Annotated in this window: 26 protein-coding genes; 12 read left to right on the top strand and 14 right to left on the bottom strand. The window is 61.6% G+C overall.

The genetic code is table 11. The features are described from left to right. Nucleotides 1–60: 60 nt before the first annotated feature. The 4 genes from AC13F2_RS13240 to ndk all read left to right on the top strand — a co-directional run bounded on the left by AC13F2_RS13240 (nucleotide 61) and on the right by ndk (nucleotide 3113). The gene (locus AC13F2_RS13240) at nucleotides 61–1521 is read left to right on the top strand and encodes a leucyl aminopeptidase (RefSeq protein WP_482965464.1); all 1461 of its coding nucleotides are present in this window, start codon (nucleotides 61–63) and stop codon (nucleotides 1519–1521) included. Nucleotides 1522–1584: 63 nt separating this feature from the next. Continuing rightward, nucleotides 1585–2034: a DNA polymerase III subunit chi gene (locus AC13F2_RS13245; protein ID WP_482965465.1), complete on the top strand. Its 450-nt coding sequence runs from the start codon at nucleotides 1585–1587 to the stop codon at nucleotides 2032–2034. 34 nt (nucleotides 2035–2068) lie between these two features. Further along, nucleotides 2069–2608, top strand: coding sequence for a hypothetical protein (locus AC13F2_RS13250; protein WP_482965466.1), 540 nt, complete (start codon nucleotides 2069–2071; stop codon nucleotides 2606–2608). 82 nt (nucleotides 2609–2690) lie between these two features. Continuing rightward, a complete protein-coding gene (gene ndk / locus AC13F2_RS13255) occupies nucleotides 2691–3113 on the top strand; it encodes a nucleoside-diphosphate kinase (protein ID WP_103024849.1) in 423 nt (140 codons plus the stop codon). 58 nt (nucleotides 3114–3171) lie between these two features. On the opposite strand, the gene AC13F2_RS13260 is transcribed toward ndk, so the two are convergent. Genes AC13F2_RS13260 through purM form a run of 3 tightly spaced genes read right to left on the bottom strand, consistent with a single transcriptional unit; the run spans nucleotide 3172 to nucleotide 6440 of the window. After that, nucleotides 3172–4368, bottom strand: a complete 1197-nt coding sequence (locus AC13F2_RS13260; protein WP_482965467.1) for a sulfotransferase — start codon at nucleotides 4366–4368, stop codon at nucleotides 3172–3174. Nucleotides 4369–4372: 4 nt separating this feature from the next. Next, nucleotides 4373–5338 (bottom strand): phosphoribosylglycinamide formyltransferase, encoded by a 966-nt coding sequence (gene purN / locus AC13F2_RS13265; RefSeq protein WP_482965468.1) that lies wholly within the window; start codon nucleotides 5336–5338, stop codon nucleotides 4373–4375. Next, nucleotides 5331–6440: a phosphoribosylformylglycinamidine cyclo-ligase gene (gene purM / locus AC13F2_RS13270; RefSeq protein ID WP_103024846.1), complete on the bottom strand. Its 1110-nt coding sequence runs from the start codon at nucleotides 6438–6440 to the stop codon at nucleotides 5331–5333. The genes purN and purM overlap by 8 nt, the downstream gene beginning before the upstream one ends. A 69-nt stretch (nucleotides 6441–6509) precedes the next feature. On the opposite strand from purM, the gene AC13F2_RS13275 reads away from it, so the two are divergent. The 4 genes from AC13F2_RS13275 to AC13F2_RS13290 are packed head-to-tail and all read left to right on the top strand — an operon-like array spanning nucleotide 6510 to nucleotide 9482. Beyond that, nucleotides 6510–7778: a heavy-metal-associated domain-containing protein gene (locus tag AC13F2_RS13275; protein ID WP_482965469.1), complete on the top strand. Its 1269-nt coding sequence runs from the start codon at nucleotides 6510–6512 to the stop codon at nucleotides 7776–7778. 10 nt (nucleotides 7779–7788) lie between these two features. Further along, the gene (locus tag AC13F2_RS13280; protein WP_196846530.1) at nucleotides 7789–8403 is read left to right on the top strand and encodes a P-loop NTPase family protein; all 615 of its coding nucleotides are present in this window, start codon (nucleotides 7789–7791) and stop codon (nucleotides 8401–8403) included. Nucleotides 8404–8430: 27 nt separating this feature from the next. After that, entirely contained in the window at nucleotides 8431–9132 is a 702-nt protein-coding gene (gene epsC / locus AC13F2_RS13285) for a serine O-acetyltransferase EpsC (protein ID WP_103024843.1), read from the top strand. Then, entirely contained in the window at nucleotides 9132–9482 is a 351-nt protein-coding gene (locus tag AC13F2_RS13290) for a DUF2794 domain-containing protein (RefSeq protein WP_196846529.1), read from the top strand. The genes epsC and AC13F2_RS13290 overlap by 1 nt, the downstream gene beginning before the upstream one ends. Nucleotides 9483–9538: 56 nt before the next feature. Here the strand turns inward: AC13F2_RS13290 and AC13F2_RS13295 are convergent, their stop codons facing one another. Next, nucleotides 9539–10468 carry an SDR family NAD(P)-dependent oxidoreductase gene (locus tag AC13F2_RS13295; RefSeq protein WP_375246535.1) on the bottom strand — a complete coding sequence of 310 codons (930 nt, stop codon included), beginning with the start codon at nucleotides 10466–10468 and terminating at the stop codon, nucleotides 9539–9541. A 117-nt stretch (nucleotides 10469–10585) separates the two neighbouring features. Then, entirely contained in the window at nucleotides 10586–11257 is a 672-nt protein-coding gene (locus AC13F2_RS13300; protein ID WP_482965521.1) for an HAD hydrolase-like protein, read from the bottom strand. Nucleotides 11258–11318: 61 nt separating this feature from the next. Between AC13F2_RS13300 and glmU the strand changes: the two genes are divergently transcribed. Together glmU and AC13F2_RS13310 are read left to right on the top strand one after the other, a co-directional pair. Then, the gene (glmU, locus tag AC13F2_RS13305) at nucleotides 11319–12680 is read left to right on the top strand and encodes a bifunctional UDP-N-acetylglucosamine diphosphorylase/glucosamine-1-phosphate N-acetyltransferase GlmU (RefSeq protein ID WP_482965470.1); all 1362 of its coding nucleotides are present in this window, start codon (nucleotides 11319–11321) and stop codon (nucleotides 12678–12680) included. A gap of 155 nt (nucleotides 12681–12835) precedes the next feature. Further along, complete coding sequence (locus AC13F2_RS13310) at nucleotides 12836–13573, top strand: methyl-accepting chemotaxis protein (RefSeq protein WP_272020219.1); 738 nt, start codon at nucleotides 12836–12838, stop codon at nucleotides 13571–13573. Nucleotides 13574–13585: 12 nt separating this feature from the next. Here AC13F2_RS13310 and AC13F2_RS13315 read toward each other — a convergent pair whose 3' ends face one another. From AC13F2_RS13315 to AC13F2_RS13350, 8 genes are all read right to left on the bottom strand, one after another. Then, entirely contained in the window at nucleotides 13586–15709 is a 2124-nt protein-coding gene (locus AC13F2_RS13315; RefSeq protein WP_482965471.1) for a prolyl oligopeptidase family serine peptidase, read from the bottom strand. Nucleotides 15710–15776: 67 nt separating this feature from the next. Beyond that, on the bottom strand, nucleotides 15777–17249 hold the full coding sequence (locus AC13F2_RS13320; protein WP_482965472.1) for an ArnT family glycosyltransferase: 1473 nt from the start codon (nucleotides 17247–17249) through the stop codon (nucleotides 15777–15779). A 124-nt stretch (nucleotides 17250–17373) separates the two neighbouring features. Then, the gene (locus AC13F2_RS13325) at nucleotides 17374–17631 is read right to left on the bottom strand and encodes an ATP synthase F1 subunit epsilon (RefSeq protein WP_196846525.1); all 258 of its coding nucleotides are present in this window, start codon (nucleotides 17629–17631) and stop codon (nucleotides 17374–17376) included. Between the two features lie 4 nt (nucleotides 17632–17635). Then, nucleotides 17636–19093, bottom strand: a complete 1458-nt coding sequence (gene atpD, locus AC13F2_RS13330) for a F0F1 ATP synthase subunit beta (protein WP_103024836.1) — start codon at nucleotides 19091–19093, stop codon at nucleotides 17636–17638. 32 nt (nucleotides 19094–19125) lie between these two features. Further along, the gene (locus tag AC13F2_RS13335; RefSeq protein WP_103024835.1) at nucleotides 19126–19461 is read right to left on the bottom strand and encodes a hypothetical protein; all 336 of its coding nucleotides are present in this window, start codon (nucleotides 19459–19461) and stop codon (nucleotides 19126–19128) included. Between the two features lie 59 nt (nucleotides 19462–19520). After that, nucleotides 19521–20399, bottom strand: a complete 879-nt coding sequence (locus tag AC13F2_RS13340; RefSeq protein ID WP_103024834.1) for a F0F1 ATP synthase subunit gamma — start codon at nucleotides 20397–20399, stop codon at nucleotides 19521–19523. A gap of 30 nt (nucleotides 20400–20429) precedes the next feature. Further along, complete coding sequence (gene atpA / locus AC13F2_RS13345) at nucleotides 20430–21959, bottom strand: F0F1 ATP synthase subunit alpha (protein ID WP_196846522.1); 1530 nt, start codon at nucleotides 21957–21959, stop codon at nucleotides 20430–20432. Nucleotides 21960–21971: 12 nt separating this feature from the next. After that, nucleotides 21972–22526: a F0F1 ATP synthase subunit delta gene (locus AC13F2_RS13350; RefSeq protein WP_482965473.1), complete on the bottom strand. Its 555-nt coding sequence runs from the start codon at nucleotides 22524–22526 to the stop codon at nucleotides 21972–21974. Nucleotides 22527–22733: 207 nt separating this feature from the next. Here AC13F2_RS13350 and AC13F2_RS13355 point away from each other — a divergent pair, with 207 nt between their 5' ends. Then, nucleotides 22734–23564 (top strand): TauD/TfdA dioxygenase family protein, encoded by an 831-nt coding sequence (locus AC13F2_RS13355; protein WP_482965474.1) that lies wholly within the window; start codon nucleotides 22734–22736, stop codon nucleotides 23562–23564. 4 nt (nucleotides 23565–23568) lie between these two features. Here AC13F2_RS13355 and AC13F2_RS13360 read toward each other — a convergent pair whose 3' ends face one another. Next, nucleotides 23569–25113 (bottom strand): S1 family peptidase, encoded by a 1545-nt coding sequence (locus AC13F2_RS13360; protein ID WP_482965475.1) that lies wholly within the window; start codon nucleotides 25111–25113, stop codon nucleotides 23569–23571. An 83-nt stretch (nucleotides 25114–25196) separates the two neighbouring features. On the opposite strand from AC13F2_RS13360, the gene AC13F2_RS13365 reads away from it, so the two are divergent. After that, on the top strand, nucleotides 25197–26240 hold the full coding sequence (locus AC13F2_RS13365) for a bifunctional transcriptional activator/DNA repair enzyme AdaA (protein WP_482965476.1): 1044 nt from the start codon (nucleotides 25197–25199) through the stop codon (nucleotides 26238–26240). Nucleotides 26241–26288 lie beyond the last annotated feature (48 nt).

Here is a 26288-nt window from a genome sequence, read left to right on the forward strand (position 1 = left end):
ATCCTTGCAGGCCGGCTGCCAATTGCGCCAGCCCCACCAGAAATTGTTTTGGGAGATCCCATGGAAATTCAGTTCACCCAGTCCCGTCCGCAGAGCGCGCGCCTTGTTGCCCAAGTCACCGACAAGGGCAAGGTTCCTGTCGGTCTCGACAAGGCGATGACCGAAGGCATGGAAGCTGCGCGGTTCAAGGGCAATACCGGGCAGGTCTTTGACGGGTTCGTCGAACGCGACGGTCAGGTTTTCCGCCTGGCGATCGCCGGTGCGGGCGACGCCAAGGACGATGCGCGGCTTGCCAATCTCGAAAAGGCCGGCGCCGCGCTGACAGCCAAATACCAGTCGATCGGCAACGATGAACTCGTGCTCGACCTGTCGGACAGCAATCTTTCCGGCGAAGAAGCCGCCAGCGTCCTGTTCGGCCTGCGCCTGCGCAACTGGCGCTACGATATCTACCGCACCAAGATGAAGGACGACCAAAAGGTTACGCTGGCCAAGGTCACCGTGGTCGGCGCGCCCGAGGGGACGCAAGCCGCGTGGGAAGACATGGCTCATGTCGCTACCGGCGTTGAATTCACGCGCGAACTCATCACCGAACCGGCCAACATCCTCTATCCGGAAACCTTCGTCGAACGCTGCCAGCAGCGCTTCGAGGGCACCGGCGCGGAACTGATCGTTCTCGACGAAGCGCAGATGGAAAAGCTCGGCATGGGCTCCCTGCTCGGCGTCGGTCTCGGTTCGGATCGGGAATCGCGCATTCTTGCCATTCGCTGGAATGGCGGCGCAGGCGATGAAGCCCCCACCGCGCTCGTTGGCAAGGGCGTCACCTTCGATTCGGGCGGCATCTCGATCAAGCCCGGTCCGGGTATGGAAGACATGAAATGGGACATGGGCGGGGCCGGTGCGGTCGCCGGGGCGATGCTCGCTCTCGTCGGTCGCAAGGCCAAGGCCAATGTCGTGGGCGTCGTCGGCCTCGTCGAGAATATGCCCGACGGCAAGGCTCAGCGCCCCGGTGACGTCGTCACCTCGATGAGCGGCCAGACCATCGAAGTCCTCAATACCGATGCCGAAGGCCGTCTGGTGCTCGCAGATGCGCTGCACTGGACGCAGGAAGAATTCCAGCCTGCACGCATCATCGATTTCGCCACCCTGACCGGCGCCATGATCATCGCGCTGGGCAATGAATTTGCCGGTGTGTTCTCGAATGACGACAAGCTGGCGAAAGACCTGCACGATGCCGGCGAAATCACCGGCGATCGCAACTGGCGCATGCCGATCGACCGCGCTTACGACAAGCTGATCAATTCCCCGATTGCCGACATGAAGAACATCGGTGGCCGCGCGGCCGGATCGATCACGGCGGCGCAGTTCCTCCAGCGCTTCATCTCCGACGATACGCCTTGGGCGCATGTCGATGTTGCGGGCATGGTGTGGTCCGACAAGCCGGGCCGGACCTGGAACAAGGGCGCGACCGGCTATGGTGTGCGTCTCGTCGACCGCTTCGTGCGCGACACGCTGGAGAAATAGGACAGCCCAATCCTCGATCGGCGGCTGCACGCTGTGCCCGCCGATCGAACCGACAGGACCCCGATGAGCCAGACCCGCGTCGATTTCTACCAGCTCAGCCGCGATCCGGTGGACGTGACCGTGGCGAAGCTTGCGCGCAAGGTGCTGCAGGCGGGCGAACGGCTGGTCGTCGTCAGTGAAGACGAAGACCAGCGCACCCGCTTGTCCAAGGTCCTGTGGGAGCAGGGGGGCGCGGCCTTTCTCGCCAACGGCATGGCCGACAGTCCGCATGCGGCACGCCAGCCGATCCTGCTCTCGGCAAACTGCGATGCCCCCAATGAAGCGCGCATGGCGATGATCGTCGACGGGCGCTGGCGTGACGAAGCGCTGGCCTTCGATCGCGTGCTCCTGATGTTCGATGCCGCGCAGCGCGATGCGGCGGCGGATCTGTGGCGGCGCTTCGCGAAAGACGATGCGATCGACAACCGGATCAACAAGCAGGACGAAAACGGCGCCTGGCGCGAAAGGCGCTGACGGAACTCTTCGGCCAGTCGTGCATCGGTTGATGATGAACCGATTCCCGCATGCCCCGAACGTCGCCGCCACAATCCTCGCAGTCTTGGCGCTGGGCGCCTGCAGCAGCGAGAAGGGCGATGATGGCGCGTCAGGCACCGGCGAGGCCGCTCAGGCCGTCCAGCCGCGCGGCTCCTACGACATCGACCGCGAAACCGGTGAAACGCGGGCGCGTTTCACCGACAACGATGGCACCACCACGACCATGCGTTCCGGGGAAAAGGTCCCCGTTCGCCTGCCTTCCGGCTTCACCGTCTATCCGGACGCGACGATCACCAACAACACCCGCGTGGAACAGGCGGATGGCCTTCTCGTCCTCATCAATCTGGAAACGGACGCCCCGCTCGACGAGCTGGTGGGCTACTACCGCAACGAAGCCGATGCTGCCGGGATCGACGTCGCGACCTCGTTGCAGTCCGGACCGATGACGATGATCGGCGGCGAAAACGGGGATGGCACCAGCTTCTCGCTCACCGCTACGCGGGATCGGGATACCACCAGGGCGCAACTGTCCATCGGGCGCGGCCTCGAATGAATCTTGCCGGGTCGCGCGCGCGGCGCTAGGGGCGCGCGCGAGAACTCTCTCCCCATAAAACCCCTACGCAAGGAACAGTCCCATGGCGGTTACCCGCACCTTTTCGATCATCAAGCCCGACGCCACCCGTCGTAATCTGACCGGCGCCGTCACCAAGATGCTGGAAGAAGCCGGCCTGCGCGTCGTCGCTTCGAAGCGCATCCAGATGACCCGCGAACAGGCCGAAGGCTTCTACGCGGTCCACAAGGAACGCCCCTTCTTCGGTGAACTGGTCGACTTCATGATCTCGGGTCCGGTCGTCGTGCAGGTTCTCGAAGGTGAAGACGCTGTAAAGCGCAACCGCGACGTGATGGGCGCCACCAATCCGGCCGATGCCGACGAAGGCACCATTCGCAAGGCCTTCGCCGAATCGATCGAAGCAAACTCGGTCCACGGTTCGGACAGCGATGAAAACGCCAAGATCGAAATCGAATTCTTCTTCAACGAAGACGAAATCGTCGGCTGATTTTTCCGCAGGACGATGACAGGCCTCGTCGCAGCGATGCGGCGGGGCCTTGTCGTATCTAGGCTTCGGCGAAGCGGGCGATCTGCGATCGATGCTCGCGATGCGCCCCGGTGTTCGACCGTTCGTATTCGCGCTCGATCTCGGCCAGTGCGGCGGGGAGCTGTTCGATCTCCAGCGCGCCATAGATGCGGATGATTTCCCGGCGCCAGTCTGCGCCCAGCGCATCGAATTCGACGCGGGCAACGTGCCCCTCGAACTCGCTCAGCGCCTGCTCGATCCGCTTTTCTCGCAGGGCCAGCTTTCGCCCCCATTCGGCCTGTATCGTGGCAAGGTCGGCCTGACCGCTCTGGAATGCCATCTGGCTGGCGATCAGCGATACGGAACTGTCCAGCACCGCTTGACTGTCGCGATGCGTCACGACCACGCGTGCCTCGGGAAACTGCGCCAGCAGGGCAGGCAGGTCTTCCGAAAACTGCGGGCACTTGATCGCGCGGGGCAGGGCCTCGTCGCCCATGGTGGCGGCATCGGTACGCAGGATGCGCGCAAACTCCGCATAGACCGGTCCGGGGTCGCGCGCCTCGCTCCAGCGGACGAACTCGGGAATGTGCCACTGCGCTTCGAACGTGGCGGGTGACAGGGCGGCGGCAAGCCAGCCGATTTCCTCGTCGATGCGCGTGGCGCCGAACGGATGCAGCGTGTCCAGCCAGGGATTGATGCGCCGCGCAATGGCCAGTGCGGCACCCGCCTTCAGTGGGCGCAGGTCGGGCTTGGCCGGCACGGGATAATGGCTGTTGCAGAACCGGGTGCCGGTATGGCGCGGATCGGCGGCGATCAGCCGGTGAATGCGGGTCGTGCCCGTTCGCATCTGCCCCACGATAAGGATCGGCGGGGCAATCTCCGTCGTGGCAAGTTCGGGGCTCTCGCGCCAGATGCGGCCCAGTGCATGGCGTTTGCGGATGGCGGACGTCAGTTGCCCATATGCCATGGTATGACCCAGCGCGCTCAGCTTCGCCTCACCTCTCAGGCTTGTGCAAAGCCGATCCAGCCGGGTGCGGAAATCCTCGACCTCGGCTTCGCTGCGGCCCGCATGCTCGTCTTCGCTGTCGAAGCCCCGGCTGCCAACCGACCACAGGAACTCCGGCTCGAGCGGGGGTTTCGCCGTGACACCGCCATCCCACAGCGCCTGGACCGCCCGGTCGGCCCATATGGCAGGCCTTGCGCGGGCGAGCGGGTGGGGGCGGGGCGGGCTGGCCATGCGGTCAGAATTCGTCCGCTACGTCGAGCAGGCGGGTCACGCTCTTGGGCGCGACGGCACGCCAGCTTCGCTGAAGCCAGTCCGCGACACTCTCCCAGTCGACGCCGGGCCGGTTCAGGATCACGCCGATCCATCCTGCCGCCCCGTAATAGGCTGGTTTGTAGTAAGCTTGCGGCTGCGCTTCGACGAGGCCTTCAAGTTCGTCCATGCTCGAACATTTCACCAGCAGCGAAATATGCGGTGTGCCGTGATGCTGGTCGGAAAAATAGGCGAAGAACTTGCCCGACTTTTCCGTGCCCACCCGGAAGCCGGGCGAACCGTGGCTTTCGCGTTCGTGCGTTTCGGGCAGGGCCAGCGCCAGTTCGCGGACGCGGCCCAGCAGCCACTCCGGGTCGCTCCCTCGGGAAACGTAATCGGCCAGGACCCGGGGATAGAGCTGGTGTTCGGCGTGTCGGACGTGTTCGGCAAGCGAATCATACGTATGATTGACATGTATCTTCACTTTGATCTGGCCCAGTACCTCGCCCGCATCGAGCTCTTCGGTGACCAGATGCACGCTCGCTCCGCCATGCGAATCGCCTGCCGCAATGGCCCGCGCATGCGTGTCGAGACCCGGATATTTGGGTAGCAGGGACGGGTGGATATTGAGCATCCGGCCTTCCCAGCGTCTCACGAACTCGGGGGTCAGGATGCGCATATATCCAGCAAGAACAATATATTGCGCCCCGGCATCCAACGCCGCCTGTTCCATCGCCGCATCATGCTCGGCGCGCTTCATCCCCTTGTGGGACAGCGCGAAAGTCGCAACGCCTTCGGCCTCAGCCAGTGTCAGCGCCTCGGCCTTCGGATCGTTCGATGCCACCAGGCCGATCTCGTAAGGACACCCCGGCAACCGGCTCGCATAAAGCAGCGCCGCCATATTCGTCCCCCGTCCGGAAACGAAGACCGCGACCCGCACCTTGTCAGGCATTATGCGTCGCCGACCAGCTATCGCGCGCGGACCAGGTACCGGCCGAACCTTTCACCGTGCAGCCTTTGTCACCTTCGGCGATGCGGCCCACGGCTAGGACGGTTTCTCCTGCTTTTTCAAGGCGGTCTCGTACTATTTCGACATTGGCAGGTTCGACGGCCAGCACCATGCCGACGCCGCAGTTGAACGTGCGCGCCATCTCGGCCGGCTCGATATTCCCCTGGGCCTGAAGGAAAGCCATGAGTCCCGGCTGCTCCCATCCATCCGCATCGACTTCCGCATGCGCGCCAGCAGGGAGCACGCGGGGAATGTTCTCGAGCAGGCCGCCACCGGTAATATGCGCCATCGCATCGATCAGCCCGTCGCGCACCAAGGGCAGCAGCGTCTTCACATAGATCCGCGTCGGCTCGATAAGCGTGTCGATCAGCAGTCGGTCCCGATCGAATACGGCAGGACGGTGGAGATTCCACAGCTTGTCTTCTGCGAGCCTGCGAACCAGCGAATAGCCGTTGGAATGCACTCCCGAACTCGCGAGACCGAGAAGGATATGTCCCGGCGCGACACGCTCGCCCGTCAACTGCTCCCCGCGCTCGACTGCGCCGACGCAGAAACCGGCAAGGTCGTAATCGCCAGCGGCATACATGCCCGGCATTTCCGCCGTTTCACCACCGATCAGCGCGCACCCTGCCTGCTTGCAGCCTTCGGCAATGCCGGCAATCACCCGCTCGGCCACGCCATTCTCGAGCTTGCCCGTGGCGAAATAGTCCAGGAAGAAAAGCGGTTCGGCCCCCTGAACGATCAGATCGTTGACGCACATGGCAACGAGATCGATTCCGACCGTGTCATGTTTGCCGCTATCGATGGCGAGCTTCAGCTTGGTGCCGACGCCATCGTTGCCTGCCACCAGCAGCGGATCCTTGTAGCCCGCAGCCTTTGGATCGAAAAAGCCCCCGAACCCGCCGATTTCGCCATCGGCACCCGGGCGCATGGTGGCCTTCACCAGAGGCCCGATGGCCTTGACGAGAGCGTTGCCCGCCTCGATTGAAACACCTGCCTGTTCGTAGGTGTAAGACGGGGTGTTCTGGCGCGGTTCGTCACTCATGACACCCGCCTTACGCATTCGCGCTTGGATTTCCAGTTGCCTTTGGGCAAAAGGCGCCCTGTTTTCCCCATGAGCCAAGCTATCTCCCTTCAGCACGCCCTTCGCCGTCCCGCCATATTGGCGATCATGCTGGCCGCTTTCTGCGCGCTGGGCGTGGCCGTATGGGCGCAAGTCGGGGGTGAACGTGGTATCGCTCCGGTCGCGTCGACCAGCGATATCCAGGTTTCGGGTGTCGAAGTGGATGTACATGCCGACACCGGTACCGAAGCCCGCGAGAAAGCCTGGGTTGAAGCGCAGCGTAAGGCTTGGGAGCGTCTCGACGGACCCGAATTGAGCGATTCGCAGATCGAAGGGCTCGTGTCAGCCATCGTCATCGAACGTGAGCGACTGGGGCCAAAGCGGTATATCGCCACGCTCGGGGTGGTTTTCGATCGTCAACGGGCATCCCGCTATCTTGGGGCGCAAGGCGAGGCGACCCGTTCCGCACCCATGCTGCTCCTGCCGGTAACCGTTTCGGCAGGCACGCAGATGATCTACGAGCAGCGCAATCCATGGCAACGGGCCTGGGCTGAATACCAGGCGGGCCAAAGCCGGATCGATTACGTGAGGCCCGCAGGCGCCGGCGGCGATTCGCTTTTGCTGACCTATGGACAGACTGGCCGGCGCAGCCGCACGTGGTGGCGCAATGCACTTGACCAGTTCGGCGCCGCCGATGTGCTCGTGCCCATCGCCAATCTGCGGTATACCTATCCGGGCGGTCCCGTCGAAGGTACGTTCACCGCAAGGTTCGGTCCGGACGACGATTTCCTGGGTAGCTTCGAAATGACGGCAGCGTCGCCCGCCGAACTGCCGGCCATGCTGGATAGGGCCGTTGTCCGCTTCAATCGCCTGTTCGAAACCGCGCTGGCCAATGGCACGCTCAAACCCGATCCGACGCTCAACATCGGTACTCCGGAACTCAGCCCGGCGCTGCAGCGGCTGCTCGAACTCGGGCGATCGGTCCGTGCGCAGGATCAGGCCGCGGCAACTGCAGAGCCGACGACCGAGAGCGGCGATGCAATCACGGCTGCGCCGATCCGCACGCCTCCGCCCGAAGGTTCCGTCGCGCTGTATACTGTGCAGGTCGCGACCCCCGATGCATCTGCTTTCGATACAGCCGTCAGTTCGGTGCGGGGCACGCCCGGTGTCCGCAATACGGGTATCCGTAGCACCGCTATCGGTGGGACGTCGGTGATGACGGTCAGCTATTCCGGCACGATTGCGCAACTGGCGGATGCCCTACGCGCACGGGGCTTTACCGTCAGCCAGGGCAGCAACGCGCTCGCCATCAGTCGCTGAGACGCAGGCGATGACGTCGCAGATTGCGCTCCCGCTGATTCCGGCAGGTGCGAGAGATCCGGCATCCATCGCCATAGGATCCGGCAACCGTGCGGTTGCAGAAGCGCTTGCCGCACCTGAAAACTGGCCGTTTCGTACCGCCATTCTCCACGGCCCACCGCGCTCTGGCAAATCGCTTCTGGCGCGCTGGTTTGCCAACCGGCATGCGGGAGGGGTGATCGATGGCGTGGAGGCGCTTGATGAAACCGAGGTCTTCCATAGCTGGAACAGGGCCCAGGAAGACGGTTTCCCGTTGCTGATTGTGGTTGATGGCGAAAACTGGACGATAACTCTTCCCGACTTGCGCAGCCGTATGGGGGCTGCCCTGCAACTCGAGATCGGTGCCCCGGACGACGATATGGCCGCCGAACTCATGCTCAACCACGCGTTGCAGCGCGGCCTCGTCCTGGGAGAGGGGGCACCTGCCTATCTCATCCCGCGTATGGAGCGCAGCTATGCGGCAATTGAGAAAATCGTGTCGGAAATCGACCGGCTGAGCCTTGAACGGCAGGTTCCGGCAACCCTATCTGTATGGCGAGACGCGCTGGAAGCGGTGCAGGGCCCCGAACAGGGCCGCTTGATTTAACTGCCCGCGAGTGGGAGAATAGTGCCAATGTTGGAACGGCTTGTCGCCTATCTCGACAGCGTGAAGGCACGCGATCCGGCCCCCCGCAGCCGCTGGGAAGTGCTGACATATCCTGGTGTCTGGGCCGTCGGGTATCACCGCATCGCGCATTGGCTGTTCGAGGCGGAGCTGTTTTTTCTCGCCCGATTGGTGAATCACTGGAGCCGTATGTTCACGGCGATCGACATTCATCCCGGTGCGAAGATCGGAAAGAACTTCTTCATCGATCACGGTTTTTCGGTGATCGGAGAAACCGCCGAGATTGGCGACAATGTGACCATCTATCAGTGCGTCACATTGGGCGGGACGAACCCGACGAATGGAAAGGGCGGCAAACGTCACCCGACCATTTCGGATGATGTCATCATCGGTTCGGGGGCGCAGGTGATCGGCCCGATTACTGTGGGTCGGCGCGCGCGTATCGGTGCCAATGCGGTCGTCACGGATGAAGTGCCGGAGGGTGCGACCATGATTGGTCTGAAGGCCCGCAGCACACTGGTCCCGGCTGAGGAGTGGGTGAAGGAATTCATTCCCTATGGCACTCCATGCGATGATCCGTGCGAAAGCACGCGTGAGCTCGGCCGCGATTGCATCGAAAAGCTCGAGAACGAGCTTAAGCAGCTGCGGGCGGAAGTCGCTGCCCTGCGTGCCGAACGGGAACCGGTCCGACGTAGCGGGACCGAAGATTGATGAGCTATCTCGGCGACACGGTGGTCGCTTTCCCCGGGCGTAAACCGCAGCAAGTGGGCTTCGGTCGCGATGAACTGACGCGAATACTCGATCTTTACGGACGCATGGTCGCTGCTGGGGAGTGGCGTGATTATGCCATGGACTTCACGCGCGACGTAGCCGTTTTCGCAGCTTTTCGACGTGCAGCGGAAAGACCGCAGGCGCGGATCGAGAAACGGCCGGCATTGCGCAATAAGCAGGGCATGTGGACACTCTTCGGTGAGCACGGCCAGATATTGAAGCGCGGGCACGAATTGCCCGGCGTCATTGCCCCTGTCGAACGTCGCTTGCTGAAAGCGATAGACGATTAGGACATAAAAAAGGGCCCGCATTTGATGCGAGCCCCTTTGTAAGCTGTCGGTCAGTATCAGCTACGAGCGCTGCTTGGCCCCGTACCGGTTACTTTCTGCATTGCGGTCAGGATAGCGCCCGACTGTTCGCTACCGGACTGCGGGGCCTTGAGGTTCGAAAATTCGCTGATCTTGTCCCAGTTGGCAGCGAAACCTTCCACCGTGCGATCTTCGTCCTTCAGCCAGACTGCGTCGTTCATAACCGTCCAGGCGGAATGGAAACCACCAGCGCCGGCGCCGACGATGGCATTGGTCGGCGCATCTTCACTAACGAGGAAAAGCGCGGCCGGAACCACATTGACTGGATCGAACAGCTTGAAAGCTTCTTCGGGGAAGAGATCTTCGGTCATGCGCGTTCCTGCCACAGGCGAGATCGTGTTGACCTTGATGTTGTATTTCGCACCTTCGAGCTGCAGCGTTTTGGTCAGGCCAGCCAGACCCAGCTTGGCCGCACCATAGTTTGCCTGGCCGAAATTGCCGAACAGACCGGTCGAGGACGCTGTCATAAGGATACGGCCATAGGCCTGCTCGCGCATGGTTTCCCAAGCTGCCTTGGCGACATTGGCCGAACCGTTGAGGTGAACGTCAACGACGAATTCGAAATCATCCATCGTCATTTTGGCGAAGGTTTTGTCGCGCAGAACGCCGGCGTTGTTGATGACGACATGCACGCCGCCCCACTTCTGCTTCGCGTCGGCGACCATCTTTTCCATCTGGTCGAATTCGGTGACCGAACCGCCGTTCGAAACCGCTTCGCCGCCGGCCTTTTCGATTTCCTCGACTACCTGCAGGGCCATATCCGAATGGCCGGTACCGTCGCGCGAACCACCCAGATCGTTTACGACGACCTTCGCGCCGCGCCGCGCGAGCTCCAGCGCGTATTCACGGCCCAGACCGCCGCCAGCGCCGGTGACGATTGCTACCTTGTCCTTGAAATCGATGCTCATGGAACTGCTCCTGCTATGTCGTTTACGTAAAGGTCAATGTGGGCTGCGAGGTGGCACGATCCCCTCGCAGTTGCAACAGGGGGCATGGCGGACCGCCATTCCGTAGCGGCGGACTGTTCAGCCGAGGCGCACGAGAGCCGGTATGAGTTCGGACAGCGAATCGATTTCCGCATCCGCACCCAGTTCGCCGCGGGGCTTGTCGCAATATCCATAGCGTGCGCCGATCACCGGCACATTGGCCGCGCGAGCCGCTTTCACGTCGTATGAACTGTCGCCCACGAAGGCGAGCGACCCCCCACCGCCACGCCTGATGGCTTCGAAGATCGGGTCCGGTGCAGGCTTGGATCGTCCCTTGCCCATGGTATCGCCGCCGATGACGCCGGCGAAGCGATCGCGCAGACCCAGCGATTCCAGGATTTGCGAGGCGAAGCTTTCGAACTTGTTCGTCACCACGACCATGGCGATGCCACGATCATCAAGGTCGGCCAGTACCTCGGCGGCGTGGGGGTACGGCCGTGTGTGGACTGCGTTATTCTCTGCGTAGAAAGCCAGCATGGCTTTGTAGAGCTTGCGGAATTCCTCTTCGGGCAGGCCGCCCTGTTCGTCTACCGCGCGCATCAGCATGATCTTCGCACCGCCGCCGATGAGGTCGCTGGCATGATCGGCGGGGACCTTCTCAAACCCGCCAAGCTCGAGGGCGTGGTTGACGGCTGCGCCGAGGTCCCGGTGGGTTTCGAGCAGTGTCCCGTCGAGGTCGAAACCGATAATCTGAAATGGCAGTTGGCTCATGCGACGGGCGGTGCAGTATGCGCCTTCAAACTGCAAGGGAATGATGGCAAGGGCCTTGATCATGAAAACCGATCGCGATTTCGCCGCCATAATTCTTGCTGCCGGCAAGGGAACCCGCATGAAAAGCACCCTGCACAAGGTGCTTCATCCGATTGCTGGACGCCCGATGCTGATGCATCTGCTCGACAGCCTTGCGGAACTGGAATTCCAGCGCACCGTGGTTGTGGTCGGGGACAAGCGCGAGCAGCTGGATGCCGCGCTGGCGGATCGCGATATCACGACCGCTCTTCAGGAACCCCAGCTTGGCACGGCCCACGCTGCGCTACAGGCGCGCGAAGCGTTGGCCGGGTTCACTGGCAACATTCTCGTGTGTTTTGGCGATTGCCCGATGGTCAAGGCGGCTACCGTCCGCAAACTGGTCGCTGCGCTGGACGACGGAGCCAAGGTCGCGGTGCTCGGTTTCCGCCCCGATGACCCACTGCAATATGGCCGCATCATTGCCGATCGCGATGGCCGGGTGGCGAAGATGGTGGAATATAAGGATGCAACGGAAGACGAAAGGGCGTGCGACCTTTGCAATTCCGGTCTCATCATTGCGCATTCGGACGACATGTGGGCGCTGCTGGATGCGGTCGGCAATGACAATGCGCAGGGTGAATATTACCTGCCCGATGTCGCGACGGGCGCCATCGCGCGGGGTGATAGAGTTGCCGTGGTGGAAACCGATGCAGCTGAAGTCGCGGGCATCAACAGCAGGGCTGAACTGGCGGCGGCGGAAGCGCAATGGCAGGATGATCAGCGCGATTACTGGATGAGCGAAGGGGTCACTCTGAGGGCTCCGGAAACCGTATTCTTCAGTTACGATACCAAGCTGGCAGCCGACGTCACGATCGACCCGAATGTGGTGTTCGGTCCCGGTGTGACCATCGCGAGCGGCGCTCATATCAAGAGCTTTTGTCACCTCGAAGGGGCAACTATCGGAGAAGACTGTTCGGTTGGACCCTACGCGCGCCTGCGGCCCGGCGCCGTTATGGGAAAGAACAGTTTTGTCGGCAATTTCGTCGAAATGAAAAAGGCGGTGCTGGGCGAAGGCGCAAAGGCAAGCCACCTCTCCTATCTCGGAGATGCTGAAATAGGCGCTAATGCCAATATCGGGGCGGGCACGATCACCTGCAATTACGATGGCTATTTCAAGTACAAAACCGTGATCGGGGAGCGCGCCTTCATCGGCTCCAACAGTTCTCTCATCGCTCCCGTCACGATCGGCGCGGATGCAATCGTCGGCGCGGGAAGTGCCGTGAGCCGGGACGTCGGTGCAGGCGATCTCCGGGTGGTCCGCGGCGAGCAGAGCGTGAAGCCTGGCTGGGCCGACCGCTTTCACGATGCGATGAAGAAGAAGAAAGCGGCCGAGAAGAAGGACTGAGTGTTCCCACTTTGGTCGTACGATTCTTGTAGAGGCGATTTTTCAGAAATCACGGGCAGCGGCGGGCAGAAAGTCCGTCGGCCATCCCTATTCGTTTACAGCTCGTTTACCATGTTCCTTTAGCCGGCGGTGGAGGTTAATCGGGAGCCCCGACATTGGATACGGAAAAGTCTAGCCAGCTGGCCGAGTATAAGGCGGTATGGGCTGCGACAACGCAATCGTTCGGCATGGTCCAGATGACCTTCGACGGGATCATCACCGCAGCAAACGATAAATTTCTCGAGATCTTCGGATATCGCGAAAAGCAGGTGGTGGGTTTTCACCACCGCATGTTGTGCGATCATACTTATGCGCAGTCGCACGAGTATCGTAAGTTCTGGGCACAGCTGGGCGAGGGCCTGACGATGGCCAATCGCTTCAAGCGCGAACATCGCAATGGCGGCACCCTGTGGCTTCAGGCAGTCTACACGCCCATCTTCGATGCCGATGGAAAGCCTGCCCGAGTGCTCAAGATCGCGACCGATATAACGCGACAGACGGAGCTCGAACTGGAGCTCGACGACCGCCTACGCGACAGCGAGCGGCTGCGAAAGGAACTGGTAGAGGCTTCCAACATCAAGGAAGCGACCATTTCGGACATCGGCAAGATCGTGCGCACGATCGAGGCTGTCGCTGACCAGACGCGCCTTCTGGCACTGAATGCATCGATAGAGGCCGCGCGAGCTGGTGAAGCGGGCCGCGGCTTTGCCGTCGTCGCCGATGAGGTCAAGAAACTGTCCCTCACGATCGGCGAGGCGACGAGGCAGGCCGAGGGCCTGATGAAAAATGCTCTTGAATCCAAAAACCCGTCCACCCCGGTCAGGCCGGAGGGACGGATCAAATTGGTTGCCTAAGCTGCCCGTTTATCAGTCGGCCAGTCGCTGCAGCAGATAGATCATCTGCAGAGCCTGGAGCCTGGCGCGCTGTTCGTTGTCCACTCCGCCGGAATGGCCACCGGTAGTGTTTTCGAAATAATAATAATCCTGTCCCAGTTCCTTAACCCGTGCAGCGCCCTTGCGAGCATGGGCAGGATGAGTGCGATCGTCCGCCGTCGACGCCCAGAAGAATGGGGCAGGGTAATCCTTGCCTTCCAGCAGCTTCTGATAGGGAGAATAGGGTTCGATCCAGGCGCGCTGTTCCGGAATGCGTGGATCGCCATATTCGCCGATCCACGACGCGCCGCGTCCAATCTCGTGATAGCGCAGCATGTCGAACAGCGGGATCTGGACGATTGCCGCGTTGAATAGCTCAGGTCGCTGGGTGAAGGCTGTGCCGACCAGCAATCCGCCCTGCGAGCCACCCTGGATACCAAGGTGCTCGGGACTGGTGATACCCCGTGCGATCGCGTCTTCCGCGATAGCAATGAAATCGTCCCAGGTGCGCTGCTTGTTTTCGCGAATTGCCGACTGGTGCCAGTTCGGGCCGAATTCGCCGCCCCCACGCATGTTGCCGAGGATGTAAGCCCCGCCACGCTCAGCCCAGATCTTGCCGATCGAACCCAGGTAAGACGGTAGGCGCGGAACCTGAAAACCGCCGTAGCCGGTCAGCAAGGTAGGATTGGTGCCATCCATTACCATGCCCTTGGGTTTGACGAGGAAGTACGGAATCTTCGTTCCATCTGCGCTGGTCGCTTCGAACTGCTCGACTTCCATTCCGGTCGCATCGAAGTTGCTCGGGGAAGTCTTGATCACTTCGGGCGCGCCACTGCCGTCGGAGTAGTAGAGGGTCGACGGGGTGAGGAAATCGGTCACCGAATACATGATCTCATCGGACCCATCGGAAGCCGCCGCTACCCCGAGTGTCGAGTTATCCGGTAGCGCGACTTCTGTGGAAACCCATTTGCCGTCCACATAGTCGAACTTGAGAACCCTGGCTCGAACATTGTCGAGAAGGCTTACATAAAGGCTCTCTGCCGTATTCGCCGCGCCTTGTTTGGTCTGCTTCGCTTCAGGCGCCCAGACGAGCGTCTTGGTCGCGCCATTCGGGTCGGCCTTGAACTCTTCCAGATCGACGGAAATCAAGGCATCCGCGGGGAAAGTCTGACCCTGCGTTTCCCAATCCACATCGGTCGAAAAGAGCAACTGGCCATCTATCAGGCCATAGGGCGCTGCTTTGAGCGGCATGTCGAGGCGCAGCCACTCGCCGTCCTTCTGCCAGAAGTATTCGGTTTCATGGAAGCTGGTTGCGCGGAAGGCATACGTGCCATGTACAGTGCCGGTATGATCGCGCAGCAGCGTTGCTCCCGACCAAACGTCGGCTTCCTCGCCGCGCCAGATTTCTTCGGCTTGGTCGATTGGCGTTCCGCGTTTCCAAACGCGAGTTGTCCGTGGATATTGGCTTTCCGTTAGTGTGCCTTCACCGAAATCGCGGCTGACGAGCAGTGTATCCTGGTCCAGCCATTGGATGCCGCCTTGGCTTTTCTGATCCAGGACGAAACCGCCATCCACGAAGGACTTGGTCGACATATCGAATTCGCGAAGCACGGTGGCGTCCTCGCCACCGTCGGATAGCGCGATCATACAGAGGCGCTCTTCTGGCGGCAGGCAATCGTAACCTTTGTAGACCCACTCCCGGCCTTCGGCCTTGGCGAGTGCATCCACATCGAGAACGGTTTCCCATTGTGGATTGTCGGTTCGATAGCTTTCCAATGTGGTGCGGCGGACAAGCCCGCGTGGATTCTGCTTGTCCTGCCAGAAATTGTACAGTCCGTCGGGCCGGATCGACACGTAGGGAATGCGATCTTCACTATCGTAGATTGCAAGCGCTTCGGCCTTGACGGTGTCGAAACGAGGGTCGCCCGCCAGCAACTCCGTAGTGCGTTCGTTTTCCGCCCGCACCCAATCAAGAGCCCTGTCGCTGCGCGCTTCTTCGAGCCAGATGTAGCTGTCTTCCTCAGGGCCGGGAATGCCATCTTGAGCAATCGCGGGAGTGTTCGTTGCAAACGTCATGGCAGCCGCAATGGCCAGCGCAGATACGAGTTTCAAGGGCATGTCTCCGAAGAAGCTTGGAATGGCCTCAGAGTGAAGGCTCGTCATCGGAAATTCAAGCTTCCGATTGTCAGTCGATCCGCTTCCATACTCTGATTGTGCGTCCGTGGAGGACGCCATTGGTCAATTCGCGATAAAGGTCTGTTACCGCTCGCTCAACGAGCTGCCCTGCATCTTCGTTTTGGATCGTGAATTTTGTATCAGCGGTCACGATGATCGGCGGCCGGTTCGCGAGAATACGTGCCACCTCGTCGGTCTGCTCTACGCCGAGGGCATTTCGCTCGAGAGCGTTGTTCAAGTGATCAGGGTAGATGTAGCGGGTGGGCAGGCAGCTACCGCTGAGCGTGTAGAGCGATGTCGGTCCGTCGAAGACCCACAGACATTCGGTCTTATTGTCAACATTCGGCGTTATGGCTCGTGACAGCCTGTTCAGCGTTGCGCTCTGTTCTTGCGACTTTGCGTGTTGCTGCGGCAAGGACAGCGTAGCTGCTGCACCTGCAACGACAATTGCCAACGGTATCCAGCGTGCTTTTGTCCGGCAGTCGATGAGCGGAAGGGCTACCAGGACCGCGTTTGGAACCAATGCCGCGTAATAATACCGATAGACGGTCGAGGGCAGAAAGACCGTCGCAAGAGACGCGACAAGCCAGAAAAGCATAAAGATATAGGTTTGGCGTTCGCGTGGTGGGCTGAATCGGATCGCTGCGTAACCGCCGAGAACGATCAGGACGACGAGCGGCGAAGCAAATGCGGTGTGATCTATATTGAGCCTGCCACCTGGAGAAGGCAGGCGATCGAAAAATGACGTGAAATTGGCGAACAGGAAAGTATCGAAGTGACCGATGAAAGTGTAGAAGGCGCTTACGGCGATTGTTGGCAATAGGCCCAGAGCGGCGAATGCGATCCCCGAGCGCCAGAGTTTCGACACCGGCGCGCCACGTTTGTACTGCCCCCAAAGCGCCCACATGCCAAAGAAGATACATTGCGGAACGACTGTGTATTTCACTTGCAAGGCAAACCCGCCGATCAGCATCGCTGCAAGCGCGCGGCGAAAGGCCCGAGGATGGGCAGGATCGCGTACCAGCAGTGCCATCGCCAGCATCATCGGAACATAGAACGCCTCCGACTGGCCGGAATGGCTGCCGTAAGTCGACATCAACATGACATAAAGCAGCCCTGCGCCGGAGGCTGCCACACGGTCGACGAGAGCACGGGACAGAACATACATCATCACCGCGCCAGCTAATGTGAATAACCCGGCGAGGACCTGATATGAAGCAGCCGCCGGGCCGCCGACGGCATGTGCTAGAGCGAAGAGTGCAAACAGGCCGAACGGTTTTCGATCCCACAGATCGACAAATGGTAGTTTGCCGTCGAGCATCGCATTGCCGATGAGAGAATAGAGCTGCTCGTCGACGTCGGCATTTGCATTCCCGATCCACGGCGCGCGCACCGCGATTACCGTCAGCAGCAGGACGATACACGCGGCGACATCGGCGCGCTTCCATTTCGTGATCGGCTCGGTTTGGGGGAGCGAACTCATGACAAGCATATGTCCCGACAATGGTTAAATTACGCGTAAGCACGCTCCTCGGTGCCAAGCCTGCTCCGAAACGAAAAAGGGCGACCCGTGGGCCGCCCTTCCTGTTTAGTCTGTCGTACGAGCTTCAGCCTTCGACGTGCTCGGCCAAGACGGTCAGTCCCTTTTCGCTGACTTCCGCAAAACCGCCGCGCACCTCGATGCTTTCCGGAGCGGCCCCTTCGGTCTTGTAGACCTGCACGGCGCCGTCGCGGATCGTGGACATGAAGGGCGCGTGACCCTCGAGCACGCCGAATTCGCCTTCCGCTCCGGGGACGACGACCATGTGGACGTTTTCGGAGCGGACCAGCTTGGCCGGTGTGACGAGTTCGAAGTGGAGGGCCATGTGCTTACGATTCCTCGGCCAGCTTCTTGGCCTTCTCGACCGCCTGATCGATGCCGCCTACCATGTAGAAAGCGGCTTCCGGCAGGTGATCGTATTCGCCTTCGACGACGGCCTTGAACGACTTGATGGTGTCTTCGAGCTGGACGAACACGCCAGGAATGTTGGTGAACACTTCGGCGACGTGGAACGGCTGGGACAGGAAGCGCTGGATCTTGCGGGCACGGGCGACGGTCAGCTTATCTTCTTCGCTGAGTTCGTCCATACCGAGGATGGCGATGATGTCCTGCAGGCTCTTGTATTTCTGCAGTGTTTCCTGGACCTTACGGGCCGTTTCGTAGTGTTCCTGGCCGACGACGCGGGGTTCGAGAACACGGCTGGTGGAGTCGAGCGGATCGACGGCCGGGTAGATGCCCAGTTCCGAGATCGCGCGGCTCAGCGTGGTCGTTGCGTCCAAGTGGGCGAACGAGGTTGCCGGGGCCGGGTCGGTAAGGTCGTCGGCGGGAACGTAGATGGCCTGGACCGAGGTAATCGAGCCCTTGGTGGTCGAGGTGATGCGTTCCTGCAGGTTGCCCATGTCGGTCGACAGGGTGGGCTGATAGCCCACGGCCGAAGGAATACGGCCGAGCAGAGCCGACACTTCCGAACCCGCCTGCGTGAAGCGGAAGATGTTGTCGACGAAGAACAGCACGTCCTGGCCTTCCACGTCGCGGAAGTATTCCGCCATCGTCAGACCCGAAAGAGCGACGCGGGCACGGGCGCCCGGAGGTTCGTTCATCTGACCGAAGACGAGCGCCACTTTCGAACCGTCGGACGTTGCGTTGCCGTCCGCATCCTTGGCGATGACGCCGGCGTCGAGGAATTCGTGGTAGAGATCGTTACCTTCGCGGGTACGTTCACCCACGCCGGCGAAGACGGACACACCGCCGTGGCCCTTGGCGATGTTGTTGATCAGTTCCTGGATCAGAACCGTCTTGCCAACGCCGGCACCGCCGAACAGGCCGATCTTACCGCCACGCGCATAGGGAGCGAGAAGGTCGATCACCTTGATGCCGGTGACGAGAATGGCCGCTTCGGTCGACTGGTCGATGAACAGCGGGGCTTCCGCGTGGATCGGCATCGTCTGGTCTGCGCCGATCGGGCCGCGTTCGTCGATCGGCTGGCCGATGACGTTCATGATGCGGCCGAGCGTCTTCGGTCCAACCGGGACCGTGATCTGCGCGCCGGTGTTGACGACTTCCTGGCCACGAACGAGGCCGTCGGTGCCGTCCATCGCGATGGTGCGAACGGTGTTTTCACCGAGGTGCTGCGCGACTTCGAGAACCAGCGTGTTATCGCCGTTCTTTGTTTCCAGCGCGGTCAGGATGCCGGGCAGTTCACCTTCGAACTGCACGTCGACGACGGCGCCGATAACCTGGCTGATGGTGCCATTGGGCGATTGGTTGAGTACGGGAGCGGTGGCCATGATCTATGTCCTGACTTGGGGTTTATCGCGTCTTAGCCGACGCAAACATTTTCCGGATCGGCAAAGGTCCATTCGCCTTCGCCAGCAGTGAGTGTTGCCTTATTACGCAGGTATTCGTCGTCACCGAGGCCGAATTCGCAGACGACGTCCGGAGAACCCATGCCGGAGCGCTTGCAGACTGCGGTGTTGACGGGCTTTTCGTCGGGGCAAGCTTCTGCATACTTGACCGAAAACAGTTCCTGATCGGGGGCGGGCAGCGTTTCGACCGGTTCGGGCGTCGCGACCTCTGCCACGGGCTGTTCAGCCGGTTCGTTGCCACATGCAGCAAGCAGGGCGAGAGCGGCGAGGGCGGGGATAGTCTTGATCATCGTAGTATGGCTCCGGTCAGCGTTCTGCGACACTTTCCGGCATCCTCTCCATTTATATTTTACAGCGCTTCCGCGCCGGCAATGATTTCGATCAGTTCGGTCGTGATCGCGGCCTGACGGCTGCGGTTGTACTGAATGGTGAGCTTCTGGATCAGATCGCCGGCATTGCGCGTGGCGTTGTCCATCGCGGTCATCGAAGCGCCCTGTTCGGAAGCTTCGCGTTCCAGCAACGCACCGAACAGCTGGGTCTTCACATACCGCGGAAGCAATTCTTCGAGAATTTCCTCTTCGCCCGGTTCGTATTCGACGACGGCATCGCCGCCGGTGGACGCTGCTGCAGGAGCAGGCGAAGGGACCGGGATCAGCTGATCGACCGTCGGATCCTGCGCCAGTGCAGACTTGAAGATCGGGTAGATGAGGTGCGCGACATCGAATTCGCCATTCTCGAAACGCGCAATCAGATCATCGGCAATTGCCTCTGCTTCTTCAAACCCGATATTGCGCACAGCCGAGGTATCGAAATGCTTTTCGATGCTGCTGGCAAAATCGCGCTTGATCGGGGCGCGGCCCTTCTTGCCGACGAGGTAGAACTTCACGTCCTTGCCTTCGGCAATAAGCGCGCGGGCCTTGATCTTGGCGGCCTTGACGATGTTGGAGTTCAGACCGCCGCACAGACCCTTGTCGGTGTTGACGACCACCAGCAGGTGACGCTTGTCATTCCCGGTGCCGGCCAGCAGCCGAGGTGCGCTGTCGCCGCTGACCTTGCCGGCGAGCGAAGCCATGACGCCCGACAGCCGTTCGGCATAGGGGCGTGCAGCTTCGGCCGCAGCCTGAGCGCGACGCAGCTTGGCCGCTGCGACCATCTGTTTGGCCTTGGTGATCTTCTGGGTCGATTTGACCGAGTTGATCCGACCCTTGAGTTCCTTGAGGCTAGCCATTTCGGCTCCCTATCTTAGTGTCTCGTGGACTCAGGCGAACTGCTTGGCGAAGGTCTTGAGCGCGTCGACGACCTTGTTCTTGGTGTCGTCTTCGAACTTGCCGGTGGTGCGGATTTCTTCGAGCACGCCAGCATGTTCGGACCGCATGAAGCTCAGCATCTGGGCTTCGTAATCGGTCACGCGGTCCACCGGAACGTCGTCGATATAGCCATTGGTGCCAGCGAAGATCGACACGGTCTGTTCTTCGAACGGCATCGGCGAGAACTGCGGCTGCTTGAGCAGTTCGGTCAGGCGCGCACCGCGGTTGAGGAGCTTCTGCGTTGCGGCGTCGAGGTCCGAGCCGAACTGCGCGAAGGCAGCCATTTCGCGGTACTGTGCGAGGTCGAGCTTCATCGAGCCCGAGACCTTCTTCATTGCCTTCGTCTGAGCGGCACCGCCAACACGCGAAACCGACAGACCCACGTTAATGGCGGGACGGATACCCTGATAGAACAGGTCCGTTTCGAGGAAGATCTGGCCGTCGGTGATCGAGATCACGTTGGTCGGAATGTAGGCCGAGACGTCGCCAGCCTGCGTTTCGATGATCGGCAGTGCGGTCAGCGAGCCGCCGCCTTCAGCCTTGTTCATCTTTGCCGCACGTTCGAGCAGGCGGCTGTGGAGATAGAACACGTCGCCCGGATAGGCTTCACGGCCCGGAGGACGACGAAGCAGCAGCGACATCTGACGATAGGCAACGGCCTGCTTGGAAAGGTCGTCGTATACGATGACGGCGTGCATGCCGTTGTCGCGGAAGAATTCGCCCATCGCAGCGCCGGTGTAAGGTGCGAGGTACTGCAGCGGAGCCGGTTCCGAAGCGGTTGCGGCCACGACGATCGTGTATTCCATCGCGCCGTTTTCTTCGAGCTGCTTCACGATCTGCGCAACGGTCGAACGCTTCTGGCCGACGGCGACGTAGATGCAGTAAAGCTTCTTGCCTTCATCGTCGGACTGATTGGCTTCCTTCTGGTTGATGAAGGTGTCGATCGCGACAGCCGATTTACCGGTCTGACGGTCGCCGATGATCAGTTCGCGCTGGCCACGGCCAACCGGGACGAGGGCGTCGATGGCCTTCAGGCCAGACTGCACAGGCTCGCTGACCGATTCACGCGGGATGATGCCCGGAGCCTTCTGTTCGACCAGACGGCGCTCGGTCGTTTCGATCGGACCCTTGCCATCGATCGGATTGCCCAGAGCATCGACCACGCGGCCAAGAAGGGCCTTGCCGACGGGAACGTCCACGATGGTGTTGGTGCGCTTTACGCTGTCGCCTTCGCCGATTTCCTGGTCGGAACCGAAGATAACCGCACCGACGTTGTCGGCTTCGAGGTTGAGCGCCATGCCCTGAACGCCATTGGCGAATTCGATCATTTCGCCGGCCTGCACGTTATCGAGGCCGTGGATGCGGGCAATACCGTCACCCACCGACAGCACGGTACCGACTTCGCTGACTTCGGCTTCAGTACCGAAATTGGCGATCTGGTCCTTGATGACCTTCGAGATTTCTGCGGCGCGGATATCCATGATGTGTGTCCTTTAAGCCTTCATGGCCTGGGAAAGCGAATTGAGACGGGTGCGGATCGAGGCATCGAGGCGCTTCGAACCGATGGTGACGACGAGGCCGCCCAGCAGATCGGGGTCGACGTTCGTGGAAAGTTTTACGGTGCGACCTTCGCGGGCCGTCAGCTTGGCTTTCAGATCGGCGAGCTGCGCATCGTTGAGTGCATGCGCGCTGGTCACTTCTGCCGTGACTTCCCCGCGCTGTGCGGCGGCGATGGCGCGGAATGCGCGAATTACCTGCGGAAGCTGCGACAGGCGGCGGTTCTGTGCCAGCACGCCAAGGAAGTTCTGTGTCAGCTCGGAAACGCCCAGAAGGGCGGACACGCCCCACAAGGCCTTTTGCGCATTGGCGCGCGACACCTTGGGGTTGGTCGTGACGGCAGCGAGCTCGGGCAATTCGCCGAGCGCGGCCTCGATCTTGTCGAGGTCCGATTCGACCGCTGTCACGGTCCCGTTTTCGCTGGCGAGGTCGAACAGGGCCGAAGCGTAACGCCCTGCCAGGCTAGCCTGAATACCGGCGGAAATATCCACGCGCTTAAGGTCCTCTCGGGTCCGGAAGAAAAGTCTGTGCGAGCCGAGCCGTTCGCGGGCAGACAGGAGTCGCCCCGGCAAGGTCGGCGCGCGCCTAGCAAAGCCCCCCGTCAATGGCAAGCCGACTCCGGACCGGGAATCTGGACTCCGTTGTTAAAGAGCGTAAATTACGTGGCACAAAGAAACCAATCGCACGGGAGAGAAGCGATGGAGGCCGTACCGCTGGCCCCGAAGTGCGGGGTCGAAATTACCGGTGTGAATCTGGCCAGTGTGGATGGCCGGGAACTGGATAGCATAAAGCAGGCGATCTTCACGCACGGTGTCGCCCTGTTTCGCGGGCAGGACGATTTTACACCCGACGCGCATATCGCCTTTGCCAGGAGGTGGGGCGGCATCGACATCAACAATTACTTCCCGCTGACGGACGATCACCCGGAAATCGCAGTAGTGCGGAAACGGGCGGATCAGGTCACCAATATCGGCGGCGGATGGCACACGGATCATTCCTACGACCAGATCCCTGCGATGGGATCGATCCTGGTCGCGCGGACGCTGCCGCCAAGCGGGGGCGATACGCTGTGGGCGCATATGGGCGAGGCTTATGATGCGCTGTCCGACGAACTGAAGCTGGAGATCGAGGGGCTGGAGGCCTTCCACACCGCCGACCACATATATGAAGAAGGCGGACTATACGCGCAGACCGACATCGGCAGCGATTTGCGCGGCCAGGGGCTGAAGACGGGTGCGATCCATCCCATCGTAATCCGCCACCCGCAGACCGGGCGCAAACTGCTGTATGTAAACAGCGCCTTCACGATCAATATCGTGGGCCGGACACGGCAGGAAAGCCTGCCATTGCTGCAACGTCTGTACGACGCCGCGACGCAGGCCGACAATGTCTGCCGCGTGGCGTGGGAAGCGGGATCGGTGGCGATCTGGGACAACCGCACGACCTGGCATTTCGCTTCGAACGATTACCAGGGACATGCCCGCGAAATGCACCGCATCACGCTGACGGGTGAACCGCTGGCAGCCTGATCCGTCAGTTCCGCGCCTTGCATTCGTAGACCAGGCGTTCGTTCGCCTGCTGCGGCAGCTTGCCCAGCACTTCGCTCTGCAGTTCGCCGAGCCTGGAGGCGGCACCTTCGCTTCCACACTGGGGCGCTTCGAATTTGGCCCGGGCTTCGCGCGCCTCGCTCATTTCGCTACGGGGAAGAAGATACCGTTCGCTGCGGAAGATGCGGCGGTCGGGATCGAAGCTGTTGACCGACACCGCCGCCTCGTCGTTGGGCACGAACACGCGGCTCCACGAACCGCCGGCAAAGCCATATTGCGTGCGTTCGTTGACGCAGCCATCGGCGGTCCAGTCGAATTCCACGTCCTGCGTATCCGCATTGGTAATACGGCTGCGTTCGGGCACGAGCGTGCACAGCAGGGCCAGATCCTTGGCCTCGCCAGGTTCCGCATCGGACCCATCGGCGCCTTCCTGCATGGATGCCGCGACGCGGCGGTCGATTTCATCGAGGCCCGGGCGGGTCAGATAGGCGGCGAGGGCGATCAGGACGACGACAGCCGTCGCACCGCCGACGATACGCAGGCGCTTCTCGTCACGCTCGCCTGCGTCCTGCTGCCACAGGGTGAGCGCCCACTGGCCCAGGCCGAAGGCGACGAGCAGGAGCACGAAGGCCAGGAATACCCGGTCTTCACGCTCCATGATGACGGCCTGCTGCGCTTCGATCTGGGCGCGTTCGCGCCTGGCACGCGTGGCTTCGGTGCGTTCGGCCAGATCGGCGCGTGCCGCCATCTGTTCGCTCTGCATGCGTTCCCGCTCGGCCGCGTCGAGATCGGCCATGGAGCGGCAGGTGGTGTTGTTGACGCGGGGCTCGACCTCGTTTTCGCGCAGGAAGGGAAGAAGCTCGCGATTGGATACGGCGAAATAGAATTCCGCATCGCCGCCATCGTTGTCGGCACCGAAACTGTTCACCCCGACCACGCGGCCGCAGGCGTCGAGCAGGGGACCCCCGGAGTTTCCGCGCGCGATGGGGGCGGTGTGCAGGATGGTGTCGAACTGACGGCTGGGGCGCGCGCCCGAAATGAAGCCGCGACTTTTCACCGGAGGCTGGCTGCGGAAGATGTCGCTGATGTCGAGCCCCTGGGCGCGGTCGACATTCATCGGATAACCGACGCTGGTTACCTCGCCGCTGTCGGGCGGCAGCCCGCCGGCAATCGCCAGTGGGGGCAGGCGCAGATCGCCCGTGATCCGTATGAGCGCCAGATCGTTGCGCGTCGAAACGGCGATAAGCTGGCCATAGACCGCCTCGCCGCCGCCAGTGGGGACGATGCCGATCTTCATCACCTCGTCACGCAGCGCGTCGCGCACGACATGGGCGTTCGTCACGACCTTGTCCGGGGCGACGGCGAAGCCCGTGCCGTGGCTGATCGGGAACAGCTCGCCATCCTCTTCGCCGATGATGACGACGCGCACCACACCGCGGGCGGCCGCATCGATATCGGCAGGATCCGCATGGGCCATCGCCGGCGCGAGGAGCGTGAGCAAGGCGGCAAGGAGGAGTGGAAGGCGTCCCATCGGAGCCGCCTTGTGAAGATCATTGGCTTTGATCGCAAGATGCGGGATGCATCGCGCGGGGGACTGGCGCACATCGGCGTTCCATGCGCTATAGGGAGGCTGCCGTGACCATCACCGACGACACTGCCTGGGCCGCCGTCATGCGGCGCGACCGAACCTATGACGGGCGGTTCGTCACCGGCGTGCTGACCACGGGTATTTATTGCCGGCCATCCTGCGCCGCGCGACATCCGGACCGGGGCAATGTGCGCTTTTTTACCGATTGTGCGGCGGCGCGGGCGGCCGGCTTGCGGGCGTGCAAGCGCTGTCTGCCGGACGACGTCGGGCGGGACGAGGCAGCCGTGCTGGCCGCGATCGACGAGATCCGCAATGCGCAGGACGTCCCTTCGCTTGCGGTTCTGGCCGAGTTGACCGGCTATTCGCCGACGCATTTCCAGCGCATCTTCAAGCGCGCGATCGGTCTTTCGCCGGCGAGCTACGCCCGGGCCCTGCGCGAAGAACGTGCGCGCAATTCCCTGTCGGCCGGTGAGAGCGTGACCGGCGCAATCTATGAGGCCGGCTATGGATCGGCATCGCGCTTTTACGAGAATACGAAAGGACGGCTGGGGATGACGGCAAGTGCATGGGCGAATGGGGGAGCGGGCGTGACGATCAACTGGGCGGTGGTCGAAACGAGCATGGGGCCGATGCTCGTCGCGGCGACGCAGAAGGGCGTCTGCCGCCTGTCGTTCGGCGAGGACGAGAGCGAGCTGGCACGCCGGTTCCCGAAGGCCGAGCTTGTGGAAGGCGGAGACGCGTTCGCAAAATTGCTCGCCGAGGTCGTGGCCAGCGTCGAGGCACCGGGAGATTTTTCGCATATCCCGTTGGACGTGAAAGGAACCGCTTTTCAGGAGGCGTGCTGGGACGCGCTGCGTGCGATCCCCACCGGCGAAACGCGCACCTATTCCGAAATCGCCGCGGCGGCGGGCAATGCCAAGGCGGTACGCGCGGCAGGGAGCGCGAACGCAAGGAACAATGTGGCCGTTCTGATCCCGTGCCACCGCGTCGTGCGCAAGGGCGGCGACCTCGGTGGCTATGCCTATGGCCCCGATATCAAGCGCGAATTGCTGAAGCGGGAACGGCGGTAAGGGGCGCCTGCCCTGAGAACCGGCGGAACGATCGGGCTTGAACTGCGA

Source organism: Qipengyuania sp. L-5Y (genome assembly GCF_056859455.1).

Bases quoted from the DNA above. Each gene is read 5' to 3' on its own strand.
- AC13F2_RS13360 (WP_482965475.1), bottom strand. From the start codon at position 25,113: ATGGGACGCCTTCCACTCCTCCTTGCCGCCTTGCTCACGCTCCTCGCG.
- AC13F2_RS13365 (WP_482965476.1), top strand. From the start codon at position 25,197: ATGCGCTATAGGGAGGCTGCCGTGACCATCACCGACGACACTGCCTGG.
- purN (WP_482965468.1), bottom strand. From the start codon at position 5,338: ATGCCTGACAAGGTGCGGGTCGCGGTCTTCGTTTCCGGACGGGGGACG.
- AC13F2_RS13300 (WP_482965521.1), bottom strand. From the start codon at position 11,257: ATGAGCCAACTGCCATTTCAGATTATCGGTTTCGACCTCGACGGGACA.
- AC13F2_RS13250 (WP_482965466.1), top strand. From the start codon at position 2,069: ATGAACCGATTCCCGCATGCCCCGAACGTCGCCGCCACAATCCTCGCA.
- atpA (WP_196846522.1), bottom strand. From the start codon at position 21,959: ATGGATATCCGCGCCGCAGAAATCTCGAAGGTCATCAAGGACCAGATC.
- AC13F2_RS13240 (WP_482965464.1), top strand. From the start codon at position 61: ATGGAAATTCAGTTCACCCAGTCCCGTCCGCAGAGCGCGCGCCTTGTT.
- AC13F2_RS13295 (WP_375246535.1), bottom strand. From the start codon at position 10,468: ATGAGCATCGATTTCAAGGACAAGGTAGCAATCGTCACCGGCGCTGGC.
- ndk (WP_103024849.1), top strand. From the start codon at position 2,691: ATGGCGGTTACCCGCACCTTTTCGATCATCAAGCCCGACGCCACCCGT.
- AC13F2_RS13320 (WP_482965472.1), bottom strand. From the start codon at position 17,249: ATGAGTTCGCTCCCCCAAACCGAGCCGATCACGAAATGGAAGCGCGCC.
- AC13F2_RS13340 (WP_103024834.1), bottom strand. From the start codon at position 20,399: ATGGCTAGCCTCAAGGAACTCAAGGGTCGGATCAACTCGGTCAAATCG.
- AC13F2_RS13315 (WP_482965471.1), bottom strand. From the start codon at position 15,709: ATGCCCTTGAAACTCGTATCTGCGCTGGCCATTGCGGCTGCCATGACG.
- AC13F2_RS13335 (WP_103024835.1), bottom strand. From the start codon at position 19,461: ATGATCAAGACTATCCCCGCCCTCGCCGCTCTCGCCCTGCTTGCTGCA.
- AC13F2_RS13355 (WP_482965474.1), top strand. From the start codon at position 22,734: ATGGAGGCCGTACCGCTGGCCCCGAAGTGCGGGGTCGAAATTACCGGT.
- AC13F2_RS13260 (WP_482965467.1), bottom strand. From the start codon at position 4,368: ATGGCCAGCCCGCCCCGCCCCCACCCGCTCGCCCGCGCAAGGCCTGCC.
- atpD (WP_103024836.1), bottom strand. From the start codon at position 19,093: ATGGCCACCGCTCCCGTACTCAACCAATCGCCCAATGGCACCATCAGC.
- purM (WP_103024846.1), bottom strand. From the start codon at position 6,440: ATGAGTGACGAACCGCGCCAGAACACCCCGTCTTACACCTACGAACAG.
- glmU (WP_482965470.1), top strand. From the start codon at position 11,319: ATGAAAACCGATCGCGATTTCGCCGCCATAATTCTTGCTGCCGGCAAG.
- AC13F2_RS13245 (WP_482965465.1), top strand. From the start codon at position 1,585: ATGAGCCAGACCCGCGTCGATTTCTACCAGCTCAGCCGCGATCCGGTG.
- AC13F2_RS13280 (WP_196846530.1), top strand. From the start codon at position 7,789: ATGACGTCGCAGATTGCGCTCCCGCTGATTCCGGCAGGTGCGAGAGAT.
- AC13F2_RS13290 (WP_196846529.1), top strand. From the start codon at position 9,132: ATGAGCTATCTCGGCGACACGGTGGTCGCTTTCCCCGGGCGTAAACCG.
- AC13F2_RS13275 (WP_482965469.1), top strand. From the start codon at position 6,510: ATGAGCCAAGCTATCTCCCTTCAGCACGCCCTTCGCCGTCCCGCCATA.
- epsC (WP_103024843.1), top strand. From the start codon at position 8,431: ATGTTGGAACGGCTTGTCGCCTATCTCGACAGCGTGAAGGCACGCGAT.
- AC13F2_RS13325 (WP_196846525.1), bottom strand. From the start codon at position 17,631: ATGGCCCTCCACTTCGAACTCGTCACACCGGCCAAGCTGGTCCGCTCC.